The following is a 22,172-nucleotide window of genomic DNA, read 5'->3' on the forward strand; positions in this document are numbered from 1 at the left end:
TTAGTTGTCCTTTTTCTCAATGATTTGAAACACCTTGGCGATGATCTGCCAGCGGCCGTTTACCCGTACCAGGGTCAGAAAATCCACAAATTGGCGGGGCCCTATGGCGCAGCGCACCCGGGCAAAAGCCGTGTTGTCACCGGCAAATTCAATGGCATCGATAACATCCTGACGTGGCTCCCTGCGGCTCGCCGGTGACTGCCGGGTGGCAATTACCTCGCGGTAAGTGGGCATATCCCGCTGCAAAAACGGCGTTTCATCGGCGCTGGCGTACAGGGCATCGGGGTGAAACACGGTATCGAACAGGCGCAAATCGCAGTGATACAGCAGCTCAAAATAGTCTGATAACAGTGTCTGCACTTCATCAAAAGGGCTTGGCATCAGGCTGGTTCCTCGTGGTTCTGGGGCTGGTTCTGGCTGGCACTGTTTGCGGCCGCAACCTCAGTCTGTTTTTCCGGCAGCAGGCCTTCCTGCTGCATGGCCAGTATTGCATTGGGTCTGGCGCCGATTTTTTGCCACAGGGCGAAGGCTGCTGGCCAGTCTGCGAGGGAGACTCCAATAAACTGGCACCAGTTCAGAATGACAAAGGCGTAGATGTCGGCCACGCTGAGGCCGTCGCCAAGCAGATAATCCCCACAGCTCCTCAGTTTTTTCTCAAACAATGACAAACGCTTACGCAGCTTGGCTTCGGCCTCTTTGCGCGCCGCAGGGCTAAGCTCAACGCCGCTGAAAAAGGGGCTGAAGGCTTTGTGCAGCTCCGATGACAGAAAGCCAAGCCATTCCCTGAGTCTGGTGCGCTCAAGGCTTGCCGCAGGCGGAGCCAGTTGGATGGGGGCAGTTCCAGACGCGGCGGGCAAATCGGCCAGAAACTCAAGGATGGCGGCGTTTTCGGTGATGACTTCACCGCTTGCAAGCGTCAGCGCAGGCACATAGCCGCCGGGGTTGATGTCGCGAAATCGCTGTCCGGTCTGGGTAAGGCCCCTGGCGGTATCCACCTGTTCCAGGGTGTAGGGCAAGCCAAGTTCGTTGAGCACTATGTGCGACGCCATGGAGCAGGCGCCGGGTTTGAAATACAGCTTCATATGCAATTAATCCTTTAAGGCAGTTTGAGTGCTCTCTGATAATATCCATCAGAAAGTAGATTACTAGAAGTAACCTTGTTTTGCGGGTAGAATCGGGTTACCCCGAAGAAACCTGGTTACTTGTATGTCTTTGAAAGTGCGTTTGAATAAAAGCCCTAAGCCTCCGGTTCCCTGCATGCTTACCGAGTGTATGGCGGTGATTTCCGGTGCCTGGGCGCCCAATGTGATCTGGTGTTTGCGGATGGGCCCGAGACGCTTTAATGAGCTCAGAGTGGATATTCCGCCGGTGTCGGCCAAGGTGCTGTCGGCGCGGCTGACCGAGCTTACCGAGCGCGGCGTGGTCAGCCGTCATGTGCGGGATACCTCGCCGCCCTCGGTGGAATATGAGCTGACCGAACTTGGTCGGGAGCTTATTCCGGCGCTGGATGCCATTGTCGAGGTGGGTCACAAGCTCAAGACCAAGGGCTATCTGGTGCAGCAAAGCTGAGAAGTTGCGTCTAAGACTCAGGTCAATAGTCGCAATAAGCTTTATCCAAGCCCCAAAAAACGTGGGTGAAGCTTGCGCTATCCCTCGTGCGGCGCCCTGGCAGTCTCTGGCTTGGGGTCAGAAATGACTCAAAAGCCGATTTTTGTTCCCGTCGGTCGATTCGGTTAATTTTTGGGTGAGATGTCAAAGCAGGAGCCGACCGTGAGCAGACGATTTTTTGTATTAAGGCACGGGGAAACCCATTTTAACGTTGAGCAGAAATTGCAGGGCCACTGCAACTCACCACTGACTCCCAAAGGGCGCGCCCAGGCCCGGGCGGTGGGCACGGCGCTGAAAGCCTATTTGGGGCCAGAGTTTCATTTTTACGCCAGTTCCCTCGGCCGCGCGGTGCAGACCGCCGAGATTGTGCGCGCCGCCCTTGGCTGCGCCGAAACGCCCATTATCAAAGAGCCGCGGCTGATGGAGTTCTTTCTGGGGCTGTGGGAGCAAAGAACCGTACCCAGTATCAAGAGTCAGCACCCCGAGCTTGCCGGGGCTGGCGACTGGTATTTGCATGCCCCCGAGGCCGAAAGCTTTGATGAGGTGAGGAGTCGGCTTGCAAGCTGGCTGGCCGAGCTGCCGCCACAGGGCGACATAGTGGTAGTCAGCCACGCCCTGACCGGCATAGCGCTGCGGGGCATGCTGCTGGATTTAAGCTACGAAGACTGCTGGCGTCAGGATTTGCCCCAGGATGCGTTTTTCATCATCGAAGAAGGAAAAGTGACCCGAATCGACTGCACCCTTGATGTGGCGCGGGAGCTGGGTGTGGCCTGAGCCGGGAGCCTTGGTTAAAGGGCTTTGGAGCAGAGCCTTCAGCGGATGAAAGAGCCTTCAGCGATGAACAGAGAGCCCTCAGCGATGAACAGAGAGCCCTCAGCGGATGAAAGAGCCCTCAGCGGAAGAGCGCTCAATGATGAATCAGAGCCCTCAGCATGAATAAGCGACCTCAGCCATGAGTCGCGCGCACTGGAACCATTTGCCGCATCTGCGCAGCGCATCTGACTGGTTAATCGGCTGGGGTAAAAATGTAATGCCTTGTTTATAAATGATTAAACAAGGCATTTATTCATCTTTCGTTAAGGATGTTGCCGCCACACTTGGGGCAAAACACCCACCGCAGCCGTTGCGGCGGGTATTTCCCAAGGCAAAGGAGACATTCATGACCTTTAAACGCACTTTTTCAATCGCCGCTGCCCCGTTCCTGTTGGGCCTTGGCGCCGTGTCTGCCTCCGCCAGTGGCGCCGATGTGTCGCTGGGGCTGAACGATGAGCGCGCCTCCGTGGCCCTTGGCGCCCATATCAACCCGCACACCAGGCTGGAAGGCGAGTATCTGTACGTGGACAGCGGCAATCATCTGCTGCAGGGCGCCATGCTGTTTACCCACAACGCCGGGCCGCACCAGTTTGAATTTGGCCCCATGGCCTCCCGCGTGTGGATGGATAACAGCCCCAATGGCAGCATGGTGTCGCTGGGCGGCAAGTATCAGCTGGCCCTGGGTAATGGCCTGGCGCTGAAGGCATCCGGTTTTATCAGCCCTTCGGTGCTGAGCTTCTCCGGTGTTGATGGCCACTATCAGTGGAGCACGGCTGTGGGTTACCAGCTGAACCCGAACCTTGGCTTTGAAGCCGGCTATCGGCAAATCCATATTCAGTACGATGACCACAGAAACCGCGACCTCGAAGACGGCTTTTATGTGGGAGCCAACTTCCGTTTTTAGTCTGTTAATCAATTCGTTAATAAAAAACGCCGCAGGTTTTGCCTGCGGCGTTTTGTTTTGGGCTGAGCGCCTGTGGTTGTCAGGTCGTGGCGAACAGGCTGTCGCTGAAAGGCGGGTGCCGCTTGGCTGACAAGCAGTCGCTTAAAGACATCGACTCAGTGCAAATGGCTCAGAGCGCTTTAAAGCGTACCGCCGCGCCGCCACCTTCGGCCAGATGCAGGCTGAGGGTATCGCCCTTGCGTACGGTTTGCTTTTTGATGTCTATCTCGTAGGGGCGCCATTTCCATTCGGCGTCTTTGCCGTCCTGGTAAATCTGCGCCTCAAAGGTTTTGCCGGGCTCGAGGAAATCCAGCTTCACTGTTACATCCCGGGCCTGCTCGTCGGTCACTGCACCCAGATACCAGTCGTTGCCGCTGTACTGGCGCGCCTTGCGCTCTTTACGGGCCATCACCACAAAGTCGCCCACCTCACCATCGAGGGCAGTGCTCTGCTCCCAGTCGGTGGGTACGTCTTTGATAAATTGAAAGGCGTCCGGGCGTTTTAAGTAGTTCTCGGGCAAGTCGGCCGCCATCTGGATGGGGCTGTAGAGCACCACATACAGCGCCAGCTGCTTGGCCAGGGTGCTTTGGGGGCGATTTGTGTTGTCACCAAGGCCGTTAAAGCTCATATCGAAGATGCCGGGGGTAAAGTCCATCGGCCCTGCCAGCATGCGGGTGAACGACAGCATGGCAATGTGCTCTGGCGGGTTGGGCGGATTGCCCCAGGCATTGTATTCCTGACCACGGGCACCCTCGCGGGCAAGCCAGTTGGGGTAGGTGCGCCTCAGCCCCGTGTCCTTGATGGGCTCGTGGGTGTTGATGCTTATCTGGTATTTGGCGGCGGTTTTCACGTTATCCAGGTATTCGCCCACCATAAACTGGCCGTCGTGCCACTCAAAGCGCTCAAGGCCGTTTTCATCGATGCGCTTGATGTTACCGCCATCGGCCACGTAGCCGGTTTTCACCTGACTGACCCCCATCTTTTGGTACAGGCCAAAGGCGCCATCCCACTGTTGGCGGTAGTTGCTGACGCTGCCGGAGGTTTCGTGGTGGCCAATCAGCCTGGCGACCACTTCGCGGCCATAATCGGTAATCGCCTGAATATCAAAATCGGCAAAGGGCTGGGTAAAGCTGAACAGATCGCCATTGTGGAACCAGTCTCCGTCCCAGCCGATATTCCAGCCTTCTACCAGCACCCCATCAAAGCCATTATCGGCGGCAAAGCGCAGGTATTTTTTGGTTTCAGCTGTGGTGGCGCCATGCTTGCTGCCGCTGCCCCAGGTGTTTTGATTGATGTGCATGCCCCACCAAATACCCACGTACTTGCCGGGCTGCACCCAGGAGACATCCCCAAGCTGGTTGGGCTCGTTAAGATTAAGAATAAGGTGCGAGTTAATCAGCCCAGTGGCCTTGGCCGCAATTTGCAGTGTGCGCCAGGGGGTGTTGAATTTGCCGTTGGTTTTGACCGCCACCCCATCTGACCAGGGTGTCAGCTCGGCAACAAAGGTGCCGGGTCGGCGCTGATTCAGGGTCATGGCGGCGTAGTCCACCAGAGCCGCTTCGTGGATGGCAATGTGCACCCCATCCTTGTTTTTAAAGGTAAAAGGCGTTTGCACCAGCGCCGCATCGGCAAGCTTGCTGTGCTGATAGAGATACTCATAGCGGTTCCAGCCACGGCCGGGGATCCACCAGGCGTCGGCCTTGTCTGCATCCTCCACCGCAAACTCGGTCAGCTCGCGGGTGATATTCAGCGGGGTATCGGCATCCACCTCGTAGCGAAAGCCCACCCCATCGTCGAAGGCGCGAAAGCGTACCTTGTAGGCCTGTTTGCTTTCTGGGTGACTAAAGCTTACCAGCAGCTCGTTGTGTTTATCTTCAATCAGGCGCGCCTCGCCCCAGGGCTGCTCCCAGTGGCTATCGACACTGGCCGTCTGGCTGGCGCTGATATCAAAACCGCCGCGAAAGTTGGCGGCATTGCTGAAGTCAAATCCCAGTCTGGACGAGCCTATCACCGGCTTACCCTGAAACAGCACCGCGTAGTGAGGGGCGTTATCGTCGCTTACCCTGAGTTCAATCTCGCCACTTGGGGATTTGAGGCTTAAGGTTTTGGCCTGCAATGGCAGGCTGGCAGCCAGTGCCATCAGTAGCAGTGAATAGCGCATGGGGAGTCCTTGTAAGGTGTATTTTTGTTTGTGACCACCTTAGCGAAGGTGTGCGCCGGGGGACACAAGCTGCATACGTATTCAGCTGTTGATACTGACGTGATGCTGATGTGATGCGACCCGCTGTAGCTGCGTGCATGCGCTGATACCGGCTATAAACAGTAAAGGCCGCGCGCCACCAAGGGAATGGCCGAGTAAGTCAAAGGTTGTGATTTTGCAGTGAATTTTCAGCTTTGCTTAAGCTTTGCTGAAACTATGCCGCCGCTTGTTGTATAACAGGGGTACTCAGGCAATCAGGAGGCCAGAATGAGTCAGGTACAAAACAGCACTGCGTCAATCAGCGATGCGCAGACCAGCAGCGCCGAAGCATTATCCCAGCAGGGCAGCGTTATCAAATCGGCGAACGCCGCAGTTCAGCGCGGCGTGGCCCGTGCCGATGGCAAGCTTAGCTTAACCGCAGCAAGCCTCGAATTTACCCCCTACAACAACCAGTTGGGCCTTGGCCCCTATCAGGTGGCGCGCACCGAGATTGTCAGGGCTGAAAAGTGCCTCGGCAAAGGCGGCGGCTTTTTGCCCGTGACCACAGATGCCATGCGCATCACCTTAAGCAGTGGCGATAGCCTGGAGTTTATTGTTGCCAACCCGCAGGAGTGGATAGGCGCGCTTAACGGCTAATCTGCAGCCCTGTCTCAGGCACGAAAGCCAGCCCTCTTGTTGTGGAGTGCTGGCTTTTTGCTATCCGCTCCGCCGTACTGCTGAAATTGAGCGGCTGTTGCAACTGCTCACGATTAACCCCTTAACTATTGAAACCTGCGCCGCGACAGTGTTTGATGACAGTGTTTGATAAAGCAGCAGCCCCCGCTGGAGACACCATGACCATCCGCATTCTGCTTAACGGTAAAAAGGCCGGTTTGGAGCCGGTACGCGCGGCGATTCTGGCCGCAAGGAGGCACGGCAATGTTGAAGTGCGGGTCACCTTTGAGGGCGGTGATATCGACCGTTTGGTGGCTGAAGCCGTTGCCGATGCCTGCCAGCGATTGGTGGCGGCCGGTGGCGATGGCACTGTCAACGAATGTGTCTCGGCGCTGATGCGCTTTGATGAGGCGAAGCGGCCCGAGCTTGCCATCATGCCCCTTGGTACAGCCAATGACTTTGCCACGGCTTGCACCATTCCCATCGCGCTTGAACAGGCCCTGAGGCTTGCGCAAACCGGCGAGGCGCGCGCCATTGATTGCGTGAAGGTGATAGCGGGCGCTGAGCACGCCGAAGGCTGTTCTTTTGCTGAAGGCTCTTCTCTAGCTGAAGGCTCTTCTCCTGCTGATGGCTCTTCTCTCGCTGAAGGCTCTGCCCGTTACTTTATCAATGTCGCCAGCGGCGGCTTTGGCGCCAAGGTTACCGCCGAAACCCCGGTGGCACTGAAAAACTTTTTGGGTGGCGGCGCCTACACCCTTGCAGGCATAGTGCAGGCGCTGAGCTTCGCCCCCTATCAGGGCACTATCAAGTTACCCAATCAGCAATCCCAGGAGCATGTAATTGTGGGCGCCATCTGCAATGGCCGTCAGGCGGGCGGTGGCCAGCAGCTTGCGCCCAAGGCCATGCTAAACAATGGCTTACTCGACACCATTGCCCTGCGTCACTTCCCAATGGAGGCACTGCCTCAGGTGCTGAGCGAACTGGCCAATCAGGACACAGACGGCGAATACGTGCGCCGCATCCGCACCCCCTGGGTTGAGTGGCATTCGGATGAGGTTATGCCTATCAATCTCGATGGCGAACCCATAGCTGCCCGCCGTATCCGTTTCGAGGCGATAGCCGCTGCCATCAAGTTGGTGCTGCCCCAGCTGTGCCCTTTGCTGCGATAGGGGGGGGCGCCTACCCGATAGCTTTCGGCAAATATTGCCACCTTTAGTCGTATGCTGTACATTTGAGCGAATTGGTTAATAACCAAATAAAAACAATGGTTAAGGCATGGCTGATATAGCGTTTCAACCAGTGTTTTCATATTGATGCAGACAGATATACAGACAGAGATGCTGACAAAGGTGCTGATTAGGGATGATGGCCGTCGATTCGATACGCGTTCAAAGGGATTTGCCCCGCTTTTCGCATTCCCATTCCCCCACAGTTGGACTTTTTGAAGCTGCCGCTTCTGGCTTTTTGTTTGTCGCTTTGCAAGCGACTTGAAAGCGAAGCCTTCCAGGCTTCACCCGGGCAGAAGGCTTTGCGCGCCCAAAGCCCTCTGCACACCAAAGGGCGCCCCCACGAAGCCGAGCACTTTGGGCTTATGGGCTGAAAACGGCCACCGCGTCAGACGCTCATCCCTGATTCGACTGACGCTGCCTCGGCGAAGCATATCCATATGCTTCCGTCCCGGCTCGGCATCCGCGCCTCGCGCTCGTGAGCTTATCGCTTTGCGATACTCGCCCATGCCTCGGCTCGTCCGTTTCACTCAGCCCAACACCCAAAGCGGCTCCGAAGGGGATTGGTGCTGGCCGTAAGTTCAGCGTTTGGGGTTATTTGTTTAGTGGCCTCTTACTTATAAATTTCAAAATTAAAGCAATGAGTTAAGGTTGGTAGTAGGTTGGTGTGGCAACAGTTAACAGGGACATAGTTATGCGTAGCAATGAGTACATGGAAGGATTCAACGCAAAATCCTATAGCGAGAATCCCTATCCGCCTGACTCCCATGAATTTGATGAGTTTGAACGAGGGAGAACACAAAAAATTAAACGCACTCATGCCGGTTCTATTGGACTAGATGTACTGGACCCGAGCGACTTTGATAGTGTGCCGCGTTTGATTAAACCTAAAGCGGACCAAGGCTACAAATACAAGAAGAAGTGAACGGCTTTAGTGTCACTAAATTGGATCGTTGTATGTATCTAAAGGCCGCAGAATTTTGGGAGCTTGCTGGTGAATACTGTTATACGTTACGATGGTATCCAGTTAACTATTGATAATAAAAACAATAGATAAGATGTTACTCATGTAGGCCGCATCTAGCGTGTGGATTGCTATGTAACGCTCAGATTAGCGTCATAAACTGACAAAGGTGCTGATTAGGGATGATGGCCGTCGATTCGATACGCTTTCAAAGGGATTTGCCCCTCTTTTCGCATTCCCATCCTCCCACAGTTGGACTTTTTGAAGCTGCCGCTTCTGGCTTGGTTGGCAGGGTTGCATCCTGCGGGTTAGGTTGGTTTGTCGCTTTGCAAGCGACGGGAAGTCGTGGGTCTCCAACCCACACCCGGGGAAAGGGGGCCGTTTCGACTGGCCCCCTTGTCCAATCCCCCAGCGACCCGCAACGAAGCGGACGACAACATGGATGTTGGAGGTAGAACAACGCAGGGAGCAGTTGTCGAAAGCCCCTTGGTAGTGTGAGCGCATTTGGCTACACGAGAGACTCGCATCCTGCTCGACCCTCGTGCCTCGACATCCCTGTCTCGGCTACGCCATACGCTCAAACTCCCCGCGGCCGCTTCGAGCGGGATTGGTGCAATCTTCGGCATGGGTGTTTAGAAGGGAAGAGTTATGTGTGTCCTGACTTTATCTGAAGAGTTGTTATACGCTCAGCTTAATCTGCTAACATTTTCACAGAACTGGAAAAGGAAAACATGCAACACATAAAAAAACTAAAGCTCATTAACTACAAAAGATTCAGACAGTTTGAAGTCGAATTTGATTCGAAGATTAATACTATCATTGGAGACAACGAGGCTGGGAAAAGCTCAATATTACAAGCAATTGAATTACTTTCCAGCGGAAGCAGGCATAAAGTTGAGACTATAGGTATTGAGTCAATTCTTAATAAGGATTCGATTTCTGGGTTTTTAGCGGGTGAAAAGACGTTTGATAACTTACCTGAAATTCATGTCGAAGCTTATTTAAGTGATGAAAATAACCCAGATCTTTTCGGAAAGCACAATTCTGAAAACATCAATGCTAGCGGTCTGCATATGATTTGCCTTCCTAATGAAGAGTTAGTCAGTGAAATCAATCAGATTTTAGCATTAGATAACGGAAATTTTCCATTTGAATTTTATATTGTTAAATTCATTACCTTTAATGGTGAGGCATATTCTGGATATCGCCGCTTCTTTAAGTGCTTAACAATAGATAGCTCAAAAATCAATAGTGAACATGCAAATGCAGAGTACATAAGAACAGTTTATGACTCCACTGTAGAACATGCAAGTAGGGTAAGTCTGAGCAACGAATATCGGTTGCAAAAAATACAATTCAAAGAAAATAAACTTAAAGATATAAATGCTGAATTAGGAAGTTATGAACTGGCCATACGCTCAGGGTCAAAATACAATCTTGAAGCTGATATAACTCTGACTCAAGATGATATTCCGATAGACGCTAGAGGACAAGGGCAGCAGTGCTTCATAAAAACTGAATTCGCTTTGAATCGTAACGCTAAGAATAATACGTTAGACACCCTCCTTTTAGAGGAGCCTGAAAATCATCTTAGCCACAGTAACATGAAAAGACTTATTTCAAAAATATCGGAATCCCATCAAAATCAGATAATTGTCGCAACACACAGTAGTTTAATAAGTACTAGGCTAGATTTAAGGAAGTCTATACTTCTAAATAGCAACAGCGATAAACCTCTTAAGCTAAATAACTTATCATCATCAACTTCAAAATTTTTTATGAAAGCTCCAGATAATAATATTCTTGAGTTTGTACTGTCGAGAAAAGTTATTCTTGTTGAAGGCGATGCAGAGTATATGCTGATTGACACACTATACAAAAGGTCAACCGGGAGGACTCTAGAAGAAGATGAAGTACATGTTATTTCTGTGGGGGGGACCAGTTTTAAACGCTATATGGAACTAGCAAAAACTCTTAAAATTAGAGCGGCGATAATTCGCGATAATGATGGAAATTACCAAGAGAATTGTATAGATAACTATGCTGACCATACTGCAGACAATATTAAGGTATTCTCGGATGCTGATGATAATAATCATACCTTTGAGGTCTGTCTTTATGGTAAGAATAAAGCAATATGCGACGCATTATTTTCTGGGGGGAATATACAGAAGTCGCCTCTCGATTTTATGCTTAGCAATAAGGCTGAGTGTTCTCTTAGACTTGTAGAAAATCATTCAGAAGACTTGGACACTCCGGAATATATAAAGCAGGCGATTCAATGGATAAACGAGTAATATTTGCCGTCGCCGGATCTGGGAAAACATCGAGCATCATTAATTCACTTAATGCTGATAGTCGGTGTTTAATCGTTACCTATACCGAAAATAATACCAGACACCTAAAAAGTCGAGTAATTGATAAGTTTGGCGAGATCCCAGTTGGGATTCGGATATATAGCTACTTTACATTTTTATACTCGTTCTGTTTTAGACCCATATGCGGATATAAGCTAAAAACCAAAGGAATTAATTTCAATTTTCCTCTACCCCAATACGCACAACGCTCTAAAAAGGATACGAGAGAGCATTACATTGATAAGAGCGGACGGCTGTACGCAAACCGTATAGCTAAGCTATTAATTGAATTTAATGTTATTCCTGATTTAATAAAAAGAATAGAGAAATTCTATGACTCGGTATTTATTGATGAAGTTCAAGATTTCGCAGCAAACGATTTCAACCTAATTTGTGCCTTAGCAAAAGCGAATGTAGAAATGAGATTGGTAGGAGACTTTTACCAGCATACTTTCGACACCAGTCGTGATGGGAATACGCAAAAGTCATTGCATGATTGTTTTGAAAGATACTGCGACAAACTAAGAGGTTCAGGTTTTGAAATAGATTTGACTTCGCTGTCAAATAGTTATCGCTGCAGCCCTAGTATTTGTGATTTTGTATCTAAAAATCTCGGGATCGCGGTTTTATCTCACCGAGATGATGAGGTCGCGGTAGAATATGTTGGCAATGCTGATGAGATTGATTTAATTTTCAACAATGACTCCATTGTTAAGCTTTTTTATCAAAAAAGTGATAGTTATACAGGAAACACTGCTAACTGGGGAAATACCAAAGGATTAGATCACTTCCAAGATGTATGTGTCGTGCTAAACCCGACAACCCTAAAAGCTTTTGATAATGCTAATCTAGATCAGCTCAATCCAACTACAAAGAACAAGCTTTATGTGGCTTGCACCAGAGCAAAAGGAAATTTATATTTTGTTTCTGAAAAATCATTAAAGAAGTATCAACTGCTGTGATTCAGCCACGCTTACGAAAAAATATAGCAATTCACTGCACCAAGAAAATTTGCTCGCTTCACTCAAAAAATTTGGTGACTGAAGTGTTGTGCGACAAGATTAGATCTGTAAATGGAGTTGTATGAAATCATCATTGAGAAAGAGTGGTACGGATTTTGAGTTTCAATATAAGTTTGGTTGTGAGAATGTTAATGGCATTCTAACTAGTGCTGAGTTGATAGATGGAAACCTAGTGGTATCTACGGAATTAAAACCTACAAGCAGCAATCAACGCGACGATATGAGTATGCTTCTTCGTCATATAGAATCTGTAACAGATATAGTTGTCCACGAAGCACAAATTAAAAAGAATTTGCTTAACTATTGCCGCAATAACAAGGATAAATTTTTTAAAAAACAACTGAAAATTAAATTTTCAAGTTCCGTTGCCCATACCTTTAACGTTGAGTTTCGTTCGGTAGATAGTGAAGGCGTAGGTTTTAGCATAGAAAACAAGTGAGGACAGGTATAACTCTTCACTTGCAAATTGCACCCGCTTTTTCCCCATCGAAGCCGCTTTGGTTGTTGGGCTGAGCGAAACGGCTAAGTCGAGGCATGGATGCCGAGACAGAGACCGTCGAGCTTGGAGCGAGTCGGTCGCGGTGGCCGTTTTCAGCCCATAAGACCAAAGTGTTCGGCTTCGTCTGGGGTCGCTGGGGGATTGGAGAAGGGGGCAAGTCGATACTGCCCCCTTTCCCCGGGTGTGGGTCGGAGACCCACGACTTTAGGTCGCTTGCAAAGCGACTTAATTTCATAAAAACACGCAGGTTTTCCCCTGCACCCCAGATAAGCAACAAAACAAAAAACCAGCCAAACGGCTGGTTTTGTCATTTACATCGTCCAGTACAACTGACCACCGACTATCCGCTTGGCAGAAATCGCACAAATTGCACACATTGCACCATTCGCCCCAGGCGTTGAAGAGGCTTACGCACTAAGCCCCCGCATCCATGCCAGAAACATCAGTCTTAGGCTAAAGGCTCCAACGGACGATACCTTGCCACCAAAGAAGGCAACACAACCCCTTGAGCCTTCAAGGTATTCACCCGATGCAAATACGCTGCCCCGCTGAGCAAATGCAGCGCCAAATCCACTGCACGGCGCTCGCGATAATCATCAAGGTACGTTCCCTTCGACCAGCCGTTAAAGGCACCCAGTGCAGGCCCTGCCCAGATTTGATAATCCATCTCACGGCCTGCTTCGCCGGTATTCGACCAGCGGCTGGAGAGCCCCAGATACCAGCGGAAAATCAGCGCCATCTTGCGCTTGGGGTTACCCTCGGCGCGCTGAATTTGAGCGGGGTCGCGCTCCATAAAGTGCGCCACCGTGCCTTGCCAGATATCATCGAGGCTGGCGCGAAACACCTGGGCTTCAAGCTTGGTGCGCTCGTCTGCCGGTATGGCCTCGATGCTGTCATAACGGCTGTAAAGCTCATACAGCTTGTTGGCGCGCATGGGGAACAGGGTGCCGCGTTTAACCACCTGCAGCTTAACTCCCATCTCGAACATATCGGCGGCAGGAGCCATGGTCACGTCGGCCATCTCTGTGGTGGCAAGCAGCTTACGGGTGTGCTCGCTGGCGCCGGCCTCGATACAGGCCTGATTGATGGAGCCGGTGACGATAAAATCCGCCCCCATGTTAAAGGCGGCCAGGGCCGCATCCGGGGTACCTATGCCGCCGCCTGCGCCGACGCGGATGGGGGTGGCAAAGGCGTGCTGGGCTTGCAGCTCGTCTCTGAGCGCCAGAATGGTGGGCAGCAGGGTGACCAGCGGACGGTTGTCGGTGTGGCCGCCGGAGTCGGCTTCGGCGGTGATGTCATCGGCCATGGGCACCAGCAAGGCAAGCTCGGCCTGCTCAGTGCTGATATGGCCCTCGGCTACCAGGGCATCGAGCATCTTTTTCGGCGCACTCTTCATAAAGTGGCTGGCGACTTCGGTGCGGCTGATTTTGGCGACAACCTTGTTTTTGATGACAATATTGCCATCTTTATCGCGGCTTAAGCCCGCGGCGCGGTAGCGCACTATGTGCGGGGTCAGGGCCAAAAAGGCCGAGGCTTCTACCGTGTGCACGCCGTGCTTTAAGTAAAGCTCCACCGCGCCTTGCTCCAGCGCAGGTTCGCTTGGGCTGTGGATGAGGTTAAAGGCGTAGGGGCCCTGTGGCAGCTCGGCCTGAATGCGCTTGATGGCGGCTTCAACACGGGCTGGCACCAATCCTGCGGCGCCAAAGGAGCAGAGAATGCCTGCCTTACCAAGGGCAATCACCAGCTCTTCGGAGGCGATGCCATTGGCCATGGCGCCAGCGTAGTAGGCGTATTTTACCCCGTGGCAGCGGCGAAAATCCTCACTGCCAAGCTCACAGGCGGCAAAGGGGGCGGCAAAGGCGGCCACCGGCAGCAGCCCGGGCTCTCGGCCTTGCTCCGCTTGTTGCTCAGAAGCATCGTGGCTCAGGCAAAGCTCACCACCGGGCAGGCGCGCCACATACAGGGGCTTATTCAGCTCAAGCAATGCCGACTTAAAGGCGTCCACATGGCTTATGCCCGAGGCTTGGTCTATGGCCCATGGCCACTTGAAAGCTGTGCTCATCTTGTCTCTCTTAGGGCGGTCAGTACCGCAATTCTTCTTATCAGCGGCAGTTGGCCGCGTTCAATACTGTTTTGTCGTGGCGCGTCAGGCTTCTTCAATTGCAAGCGCCAAATCGCTGATTTCGTAAATGCGCAGGCCATCTTTGGCAAGCCAGGCGTCGGCCTTGAGGGTAACGCGGCCTGTTTCCCTTTCAATGGCGGTGATGTGTAGCTCAAGCGACATCTGCTTATTTAAGGGGCTGATTTGGCCACGGTATTTCCACTTCACACGGCTTAAGCAGTGATTAAAGCGCGGATTGGCAAACTCATTTCCAAGGCCTGAGTCCAGCGCGAAGCTTGAAAGCAGCTCGATAATGGCCTCAACCCCGAGGGAGCCCGGCATCACCGGGTCCTGATGGAAGTGGAAGCGGAAGAACCAGTCGCTTGGGTCAATGTTGCGCTCGCCGTACACATAGCCAAGGCCTGCCTTGCCACCAGCGCGGACTATATCCACCTTGTCGACAAAGTTAAGGCGGCCGCCCGGCAGGCGCAGATGGGGCTTGCCGGGGGCGGCCTGATACAGGGCGCAGCCTGTATCGCGCAGGTTATAGCTGATGTCAGGGCTCAGGTGCTCAGCCTCAATCCAGGGGGTGGTTACCTTGCCGTTATCCAGCCCCAACTGGTGGGTCAGCGCCTCGGCCTTGAAGTAACCAAATACTGCCTTGCCTTCATAGAAGGGCTCGCCGTCCGCCGCCAGCGCAAAGCTGAAGGTCTGGATGATATTGGTGCCGGACATCACAGTGCTCAGCAGGCGCGAGTCGTTGCTGATGGTCTTGCCGCGAAGGTCGATGTCTTTAATAAGGGTGCCTTCACCGTCGAGATTGCGGAAAAACAGCTCAAGCCCGGGGAAACCGAGCGTGGTGCCCATATAACCCGAGATAAAGCCGTTTGGCTGCAGGGCGATTTCCATCAAAATGGAGTAGGGCATGCGCGCCGGGTGGCTGTTTTCGGCAAAATACCAGGCCTTGGGCGGCACTTCGTATTCGCCGATGCAGGATGCCGGGGATTTGAAATCGCCGCGCTTGCCGTTAACCTCCACCACCCGGGTGGTGAGCTGCAAATCGCCGCAGGGGGTGCGCGGCGGAATAAGGCCGCGGTACACGGCAAATTCAGGTCCGAAGCAGTTTTCAATGTTGCCGGTGGCAAACTCAAACAGGTGCCAGGGGGTAAAAGGCACGGTATCCGGGATGCGATTTGCCGATTTGGGTGAATAGTCTTTTGTCAGCGGCGCTTCGATATGTTTCACCGGCACCACGCCCTTGATTGGCGTGGCGTTTAAGTCTGGCTCATGGGTCATCAGCGGCGCATTGATGGATGCCTGACGGCCTTCGAGCAGTGCCTTATTTTCGCTGATGGCAGCTGTTTCGTTTGCTGCGCCGTAGCGATGACAATCCTCATCTTCTTTGAGCATCACGCCGGCATTGTGAGAGGGGAAATCCACCCTGCTGTTGTTTGCTCCGTAGCGATGACAATCCTCATCTTCTTTGAGCATTACGCCGAGGTTCTGAAAGTCCACGACCACTTTACCGTCGAGGATGATTTCGATATTGGCCTTGGCCCAGGGGGAGGGGGTCAGTCCTATGTCGGTGACTTCCATACGGTAAGTGAGGCGGTTTGACTGGGGCAGTACCTGACCACGGCAGCGCACCTTTTGCGGCGCATCTTTAAGTGGCTGGAAGCGGCCGTTTTGGGTGAGCTTATGCAGCCCCAGATGCAGCATGTAAAACTGCAGCAACTGACCACAGCCTTCGGCCATCAGCGAGCCTGCCATCACCTGATCGTCTTTGAAATGGCAGGGGAAGTACCAGTGGTCTGGCTCTAGCTGCTTGTGGCCTTCAATAAGACCAAGGCCCCAGGCGCCGCCCTGTACATCCACCTTGCTGACTTCTTCAATCATCAAAAACTTTTCAGAAGCAAAACAGAGGGAAGGCTGATGGAAGCCCAAATCATGGCTTGGGCCAAAGCAGCCCGCCACATCGGCGGCAAGCAGGCGCGAGACCTTATCGTAGCCAAAGGCGCTTTTATCGCAGGCAATCAGTGGCTTGAAGTGGCGCGGATTCGCCATGGCGGCGCTGCGCTGTTTGATTTCATCCTCGGTGCGGATAACCCCTTTGCCGTCGGCAAGCTCGGCATCGGTAAAGAAACCTGCGCAGCCGCCGTCCATCTTGAGGATAAGCTTATCGCTCACAAAGCACTCGTAGGAGAAGAAAAACAGCAGGGTGTCGCCGTTGCGGGCGTAATTGTTGATGGAAATATCGTACCTTAAGGTATCGCCGCCACGGGGCAGGTCGCCTAAGAAGGTGAGGGTACAGTCCAACAGCCGATAGACCCGCTCGCCCTTGTTCTCAAGGTCGATGCCGAGGAAGGAGATAAGCATCAGATCGCACTGACCCGATTCCACCGCCACCGCCCAGGGAATTTGCCCGTCCACCAGATAGGGGGCATCCAGCGGGATGTCGTACTCTGTGGTCATGGTGCTTGGCTTGTACTCGCCCAGTTTGGCGTTGAGTTTGGTCACCCGCGACACCAACAGATAGTCGGTGGTGGGCAGCCGTACCCGGCGCTTGTAGCTGTCGATAATAGCGTAATCGGGGCCAAACACAGGGGCGATATCGCCCTCGGCGTACTCAACCAAATCGGCATAATCCCAGATGCAGTCTTTTACCGCCTGAGCTGCGCTGGTGGCACTGAGCGCGGCCGCAGGCTGGCTGACTTGTGCTTCTGGTAGGCTCACTTCCACTATGGGCAGGCTGACTTCCACTTTGGGCAGACTGATTTGCAGCGGCTGCTGCTCGCTCACGGCAGCGGCGATGGCGGCATTGCTTATCTCACCCGAGCTGCCCGCCATCAGCGCGCGGGCAAGCTTGAGCCCTGCCTCGCGGCTTTGCAAAAAGGCCTGATGGGCCTCAAGGGCGGCCAGATGATTCTGCACGCTCGGAGCGCTTAGCTGCTGATTGCCAAGAGCTGGGCTGCCAAGAGCTGGGCTGCCAACAGCTGGGTTGCCAAAAGCCTGGGGGCCTGGCGCTATGGATTGGGCGTTATTCTCTGGTTGGTTGTTCATTAGTTTATGAGCAGGGGCTGTTTGAGCCGGGCTTGGATTATCTGATACGGGCACGGTGGCCTGAGCGCGGGCCAGTTTGGCGCGAATGTCGGCCTCGAAGGGCAGCTCTGCAGTTAACACATGCTGGGCGATGTCGCGCCCGCCCAGGCTGATTTGCTGAATAAGCGCCTTGCCTTTGCTTGTGCCTGTGCCTGAACCTGAGTTTGAATCAAGGCCTGACTCGATACGTCCTTGTAGCAGCTCACGCTGTGTTTGAGATTGGCTGAGGGTTAAAAGGGCGCTGTGGCGCTCGCCGTCTTGCAGCACCTGCGCGGCTTGGTGTTTGCCCTGCTGCATGTTCAGCAGGCCGTGAATCAGGCTTGCCATACCGGCAGCAGCAAAGCTGTGGCCGAGGCGCGCACTGGCGCTTGGAGCCTTGAGCGGATAGCCGCCGCGCACGCTCGGGCTGTGTTCAATCAAACTGCTGTGGTGAAGCGCATCGGCCTCCACAAATTCCGGGGCGCCAAGGGTGGCGTAGCTTTGCGATGATGTGCCGGGTGATGTATCAGTGCTGGCTTTCAGCACCAAAGCTCCAGCGCCTTCACCTGGGGCAAGCCCCATCGCTTTCAGGGCGGCCTGATGATGCAGCACCTTCTCGGCCGAGCCGGAGAGGTCGACAGCGGCAATCACAATGGCATCGAGTTTGTTGGCCTGCTGTGAGTCAGTGCTTGCCAGCAGGTTTTGCGCCACTTCGATGGCGCGGGCCACCGACAGCTCGCCCGCCGAAATGGTAAAGGCGGGGCCACTGAAATCCCACAGGCTTGCGACCCGCGAGGCCATGATATTGCCGATGTAACTGGTGTACTGATTCAGGCTCGCTGACGGCAGCACCGCATCCATGGCGAGTTTCTCAAGCGAGCGGTATTCATCATCTGAAAGCACTATACCGGCAGCCTCGAGGCTCTGGGCAATCTGGCTGTGCAGATTCACCCGGCCACGGAACTGGTGCAGCTCGAGCTCGGTTTCCATGGCGACCAGTACCGCCACATTAGTGCCGGGAGCGAGTTTGGCATCGCGAATAGCCTCGTCGGCCACTTTCATCAGCAAAAGCTGCTGGGCCACCAATCTGTCATTGGGGTGAGGCGGCAGCTTAAAGCGCAGGAAATCCAGCTCAAAGCTGTCGATATAACCGCCCTCTGGCGCGCTGGAGCCGTCTGCTACCAGCGATTCAAGCCCTTTCCAGCGGCTCTTGCCGGGGGCGGCGGGCAGCGGGATAAGTGCGGTTTTATCTTCAGCAATCAAGCTGTTAATCGCCTTCAGGCTGTCTGCTTTGCCAAAGTGGGCGCCAATGCCTGAGATCTCAAATGCTTGCGGGGCGCTGAGTAGGGAGAATGGGGCGATGGGCGCTGCATCAGCATCGGTCAGCGCATCGGGGGACTCCAGTACCAAATGGGCATTACAGCCACCAAAGCCGAACACCGACAGGCCCGCCAGCGGCGCGCTGTTGCCGGTTTTTTGCGGCCAGCTTATACATTCAGTCGGGATTTGCGCCTCGCCAAACAGCCCCTTGGGGGATGAAATAGGGCTTTGCAGCCGCACACTTGGCGGCAGCAGTTTGTGTTTCATCGCCAGCATCAGCTTGATGATGCCGGGCATGCCTGCGGCGGTAAGCAGATGGGTCAGGTTGGACTTTACCGAGCCAATCCTGGGTGCCGCGCTGCCATCAAGGTGCTTTTCGAAAAACTGCTCAAGGGAGCTTAACTCGACTTTATCGCCAAGTGGCGTGCCGGTGGCGTGGCACTCGACAACCTCCACCGCGGCGGGGCTTATACCGCTGTCATCATAGGCGCGCTCGAAGGCTTTGACCTGGCCTTTGTTGGCCGGGCTTAACACAAACTGGCCGCGGCCATCGTTGGACAGGCCGACACCGCGAATGATGCCATGAACTGTGTCGCCATCTTGGATGGCGTCATCGAGACGTTTTAACGCCAGCATACCTGCGCCTTCTCCGGCAAACAGGCCGCCGGTGTTTTTATCCAGCGGCGCCGAAAATCCGGCTTCGGGGAAGGCGTGGAAAATCGAAAAGCCCATGCTGATAAAGAAGGGGTCGGCGCCGCTGACGGCGCCAGCCAGCATCAGGTCGGCCTTGCCGGTGGCAAGGTAATCACAGGCAAGCTTGATGGCGTACACCGAACTTGCGCAGGCGGCATCGAGGCTTAACTGAGGCCCTTCAAGGCCCAGACTCTCGGCAATGATAGCCGAGGCATCGGCAGCGGTTTCCTGCTGCCAGGGGGCTGCTGCGCCCAGGCTTTCATCGTTCTGGCTTGCAGCGTCAAAGGGCAGCAGCGCGGGGAAGCCCGGCAGCCTTTGTTTGAGCGCCTGCTCGACCCGCTGGTGATAGAGCGGGATCATAGCGCGGTTGGAGGCCCTGGTCGGAAATGACAGTGTGCCCATGATAACCCCGGTGCGACTGGCATCGAGCTTGACGCCAAGGCTCACCTGTTTGGCGACATCGAGCGCCCACAGCTGATGTTCATCGAGCTGGTTTGCCAGTGCTGCCATGTCGGCGGCAGATTTGGCAAAGCCCTCGGGGCTGAAGCGGAAACCCTCAACATAGCCGCCCTTGTCGCAGTAGAAGCGATCGCTTTGACCCTGCTCGCCAAGGTAGTCGGCCACGGGCGCGCTCAGTTTGGCATCGCTTAACTGGGTGTGGGCATCGCGGCCAGCTTTTATCAGTTCCCAAAAGGCATCGATACTCTCGGCGCCCGGGAAGCGGCCGGCCATGGCAACCACGGCAATGGGGCAGGCTACTGAGTGTGTCTGCCGGGTGTTATTTTTGGTTTTATGGCTCAAGGTGTTGTCTCTTGGGCGGCGCGCTGCGCTGAGGTATCGACAGGGCGCAGGCGGGGTAAATTCATCGGAATGCCGTGGGCTATCAGGCGGGCAAGCAGCTTTTGCAGCGCCTTGCCCTGCTGGCCATCGGTGGGCTGAGCCGTAAGGCGCATCAGCTTGTCATCGCCAATGGCCTGCACTATGCCACTGGCTTCGCGTCCGGCGCCCACTTCGGCAAAAATGCGGCCACCGGCCTTGTAGGCGCGCACGATAAGCTCATCGAACTTAAGCTCGTTGGCAAAGGTGGCGGCGATAGCGGCGGCAATGCTGTCGGCAGTGGCGTCAAGCTTGTCTGCGCCTGCGCTCAGCATCAGTGGCAACTCTGGGGGCAGAGCCTCAGCAAGGGGGCGCAGGTAGAACTCGCCAAGGGCCGCTTCAATCTTTTTGGCGGCAGGGGTATGCATGGCGGTAACGAGCTTGGTGTCCAGCCCGCGTTTTCCAAGCTGTTTCAATAACTTCTTAAGCTCAGCCTCATCGCCAGCCAGCACTGTGCTGGGCCCCTGGGCGATGGCGATTGCCACCTTGGGGAATTCATTCAGCAGCGGGCGAATATCGCTGGCGTGGACTCTGAGCACCAGACTCTTCCACTTGATGTTGGCTTCTTTGGCGAGCTTCCACTGGCTTCTTACCGCACTGAGCGACCCGGAAATGGCATCGTTGAAAACCGGGCTTGCCAGGGTGTCACCCACCATCGCGAAGGGGTCTTGCCACAGGCCCTGGGCCGCGACCATGGCCGCTTCACCCATGGAATAGCCAAGGGTGAGTGCAGGCTTAATCCCAAGCTCATCTTCAAGAATTCGGGTCATCAGTACGCTGGCGCCAACGCCGGATACCGCAAGCTCGGCCAGGCTCGGGCTGTCACCCAGCTCCCTTGGCAGCAGCACGCCGTCAAGGCCGCTGAGTCCATGTTGGCGACAGGCTTCATCGAGGGAGTCGAACACCTTGGGGAAACGCAGGTGCAGTGACTCGAGCATCTCGGCGCTGGCGGTGCCGACGCCGGGGTAGACAAACGCAAGCCCGGCAGGGCCTGCGGGATTAGGCGAAAACACGCTGCCTGCCGGGGTAGATAACTCAATATCGTCACGCAGGCTTTCAGCGAGGCGCCATGACAGGCTGGCAGCTTCGGCGGCAAGGGCTTTGGCATCCTGTCCCATCAATACCAGCGCGCGGCAGCCCGGGGTCATCTCATCGAAGGCATTGGCTATCAGCGCTTCCAGTGCTTCGCTGGAATCGACCGCGCCAAGCTCGGCCTGAATTTGGGTCAGGCGGCGCTGAATGGCCGACCAATCGCTGCCGGGCAGTGCCAGTGGCAACAACCAGGGCAGTTCGTGGCCATTCAGTCCAAGGGCCGTACGGGCGGAGCCCTGAGTCAGCACCAGGGTCTGACTTGCAGCCTGGGACGGGTTACCCACCAGTGCCAGCACCCGCGCCTGATAGCGGGGGTGGCTCCAGTAGCCGCCATACACAGGATGAGTGCGGCCCGCCAGCAATTCAACATGCTTGATGACGGCCTCAAGGCTTGGGGCATCAAACAGAATTTCTGCTTCGGCGGGCGTGCGTCCGGCCTGCGTCAGCGCCTGATGTATGGCATTTTTACCGGCGCCGAGCCCCTGCAGCAGCGCCAGCGGGTGCAGATGGGCTTTGGCGGCATCCAGTGCAGGCATCAGCACCAGATTGGTGTCGGTGCCAAGGGCCACCGGGCCACTGGCAGCAGCGCTGACCAGCGCTTGCCAGTCCGGCTCGGCGTCGCTGCAACTGGCAATCCCTGTCGGCAGCTTTGCCAACCGGCACAGCGCCAGACGCAGCGGCTTGGGTGTTTCCTGAGTGTGTTTGTCGGTGCTCATATCCATCATC

General features: G+C 54.5%; 14 protein-coding genes and 1 pseudogene. 9 read left to right on the forward strand and 6 right to left on the reverse strand.

Going from position 1 to position 22,172, the window contains the following annotated elements; translation table 11 throughout:
• Both MJ923_RS04245 and MJ923_RS04250 read right to left on the reverse strand, forming a co-directional pair.
• A complete protein-coding gene (locus MJ923_RS04245) occupies positions 1–381 on the reverse strand; it encodes a nuclear transport factor 2 family protein (RefSeq protein WP_240590026.1) in 381 nt (126 codons plus the stop codon).
• A complete protein-coding gene (locus MJ923_RS04250; protein WP_240590027.1) occupies positions 381–1,082 on the reverse strand; it encodes a glutathione binding-like protein in 702 nt (233 codons plus the stop codon). Before MJ923_RS04250 ends, MJ923_RS04245 begins: the two co-directional genes overlap by 1 nt.
• A 124-nt stretch (positions 1,083–1,206) precedes the next feature.
• Here MJ923_RS04250 and MJ923_RS04255 point away from each other — a divergent pair, with 124 nt between their 5' ends.
• From MJ923_RS04255 to MJ923_RS04265, 3 genes are all read left to right on the forward strand, one after another.
• Entirely contained in the window at positions 1,207–1,569 is a 363-nt protein-coding gene (locus tag MJ923_RS04255) for a winged helix-turn-helix transcriptional regulator (RefSeq protein WP_240590028.1), read from the forward strand.
• Between the two features lie 201 nt (positions 1,570–1,770).
• On the forward strand, positions 1,771–2,382 hold the full coding sequence (locus MJ923_RS04260; RefSeq protein WP_240590029.1) for a histidine phosphatase family protein: 612 nt from the start codon (positions 1,771–1,773) through the stop codon (positions 2,380–2,382).
• 385 nt (positions 2,383–2,767) lie between these two features.
• Positions 2,768–3,325 carry a YfaZ family outer membrane protein gene (locus MJ923_RS04265; RefSeq protein ID WP_240590030.1) on the forward strand — a complete coding sequence of 186 codons (558 nt, stop codon included), beginning with the start codon at positions 2,768–2,770 and terminating at the stop codon, positions 3,323–3,325.
• 169 nt (positions 3,326–3,494) lie between these two features.
• Here MJ923_RS04265 and MJ923_RS04270 read toward each other — a convergent pair whose 3' ends face one another.
• Entirely contained in the window at positions 3,495–5,525 is a 2,031-nt protein-coding gene (locus tag MJ923_RS04270; RefSeq protein ID WP_240590031.1) for a glycoside hydrolase family 97 protein, read from the reverse strand.
• A gap of 306 nt (positions 5,526–5,831) precedes the next feature.
• Here MJ923_RS04270 and MJ923_RS04275 point away from each other — a divergent pair, with 306 nt between their 5' ends.
• The 6 genes from MJ923_RS04275 (at position 5,832) to MJ923_RS04300 (ending at position 12,226) form a co-directional block, all read left to right on the forward strand.
• Entirely contained in the window at positions 5,832–6,200 is a 369-nt protein-coding gene (locus tag MJ923_RS04275; protein ID WP_240590032.1) for a hypothetical protein, read from the forward strand.
• Between the two features lie 197 nt (positions 6,201–6,397).
• On the forward strand, positions 6,398–7,387 hold the full coding sequence (locus MJ923_RS04280; RefSeq protein ID WP_240590033.1) for a YegS/Rv2252/BmrU family lipid kinase: 990 nt from the start codon (positions 6,398–6,400) through the stop codon (positions 7,385–7,387).
• Positions 7,388–8,156: 769 nt separating this feature from the next.
• Entirely contained in the window at positions 8,157–8,369 is a 213-nt protein-coding gene (locus MJ923_RS04285; RefSeq protein WP_240590034.1) for a hypothetical protein, read from the forward strand.
• A 770-nt stretch (positions 8,370–9,139) separates the two neighbouring features.
• Positions 9,140–10,705, forward strand: a complete 1,566-nt coding sequence (locus MJ923_RS04290) for an ATP-dependent nuclease (protein ID WP_240590035.1) — start codon at positions 9,140–9,142, stop codon at positions 10,703–10,705.
• On the forward strand, positions 10,690–11,727 hold the full coding sequence (locus tag MJ923_RS04295) for a DEAD/DEAH box helicase family protein (protein WP_240590036.1): 1,038 nt from the start codon (positions 10,690–10,692) through the stop codon (positions 11,725–11,727). The genes MJ923_RS04290 and MJ923_RS04295 overlap by 16 nt, the downstream gene beginning before the upstream one ends.
• A gap of 121 nt (positions 11,728–11,848) precedes the next feature.
• Entirely contained in the window at positions 11,849–12,226 is a 378-nt protein-coding gene (locus tag MJ923_RS04300) for a hypothetical protein (RefSeq protein WP_240590037.1), read from the forward strand.
• 508 nt (positions 12,227–12,734) lie between these two features.
• Here the strand turns inward: MJ923_RS04300 and MJ923_RS04305 are convergent.
• The 3 genes and pseudogenes from MJ923_RS04305 to MJ923_RS04315 form a co-directional block, all read right to left on the reverse strand.
• Positions 12,735–14,162: pseudogene (locus MJ923_RS04305) on the reverse strand (PfaD family polyunsaturated fatty acid/polyketide biosynthesis protein); the annotation flags it as partial.
• Between the two features lie 270 nt (positions 14,163–14,432).
• Positions 14,433–20,210, reverse strand: a complete 5,778-nt coding sequence (locus tag MJ923_RS04310; RefSeq protein ID WP_240590247.1) for a hotdog fold thioesterase — start codon at positions 20,208–20,210, stop codon at positions 14,433–14,435.
• 65 nt (positions 20,211–20,275) lie between these two features.
• Positions 20,276–22,171: a PfaB family protein gene (locus tag MJ923_RS04315; protein ID WP_240590039.1), complete on the reverse strand. Its 1,896-nt coding sequence runs from the start codon at positions 22,169–22,171 to the stop codon at positions 20,276–20,278.
• Position 22,172 lies beyond the last annotated feature (1 nt).

The organism is Shewanella zhuhaiensis (assembly GCF_022484835.1).
Lineage (GTDB): Bacteria > Pseudomonadota > Gammaproteobacteria > Enterobacterales > Shewanellaceae > Shewanella > Shewanella khirikhana.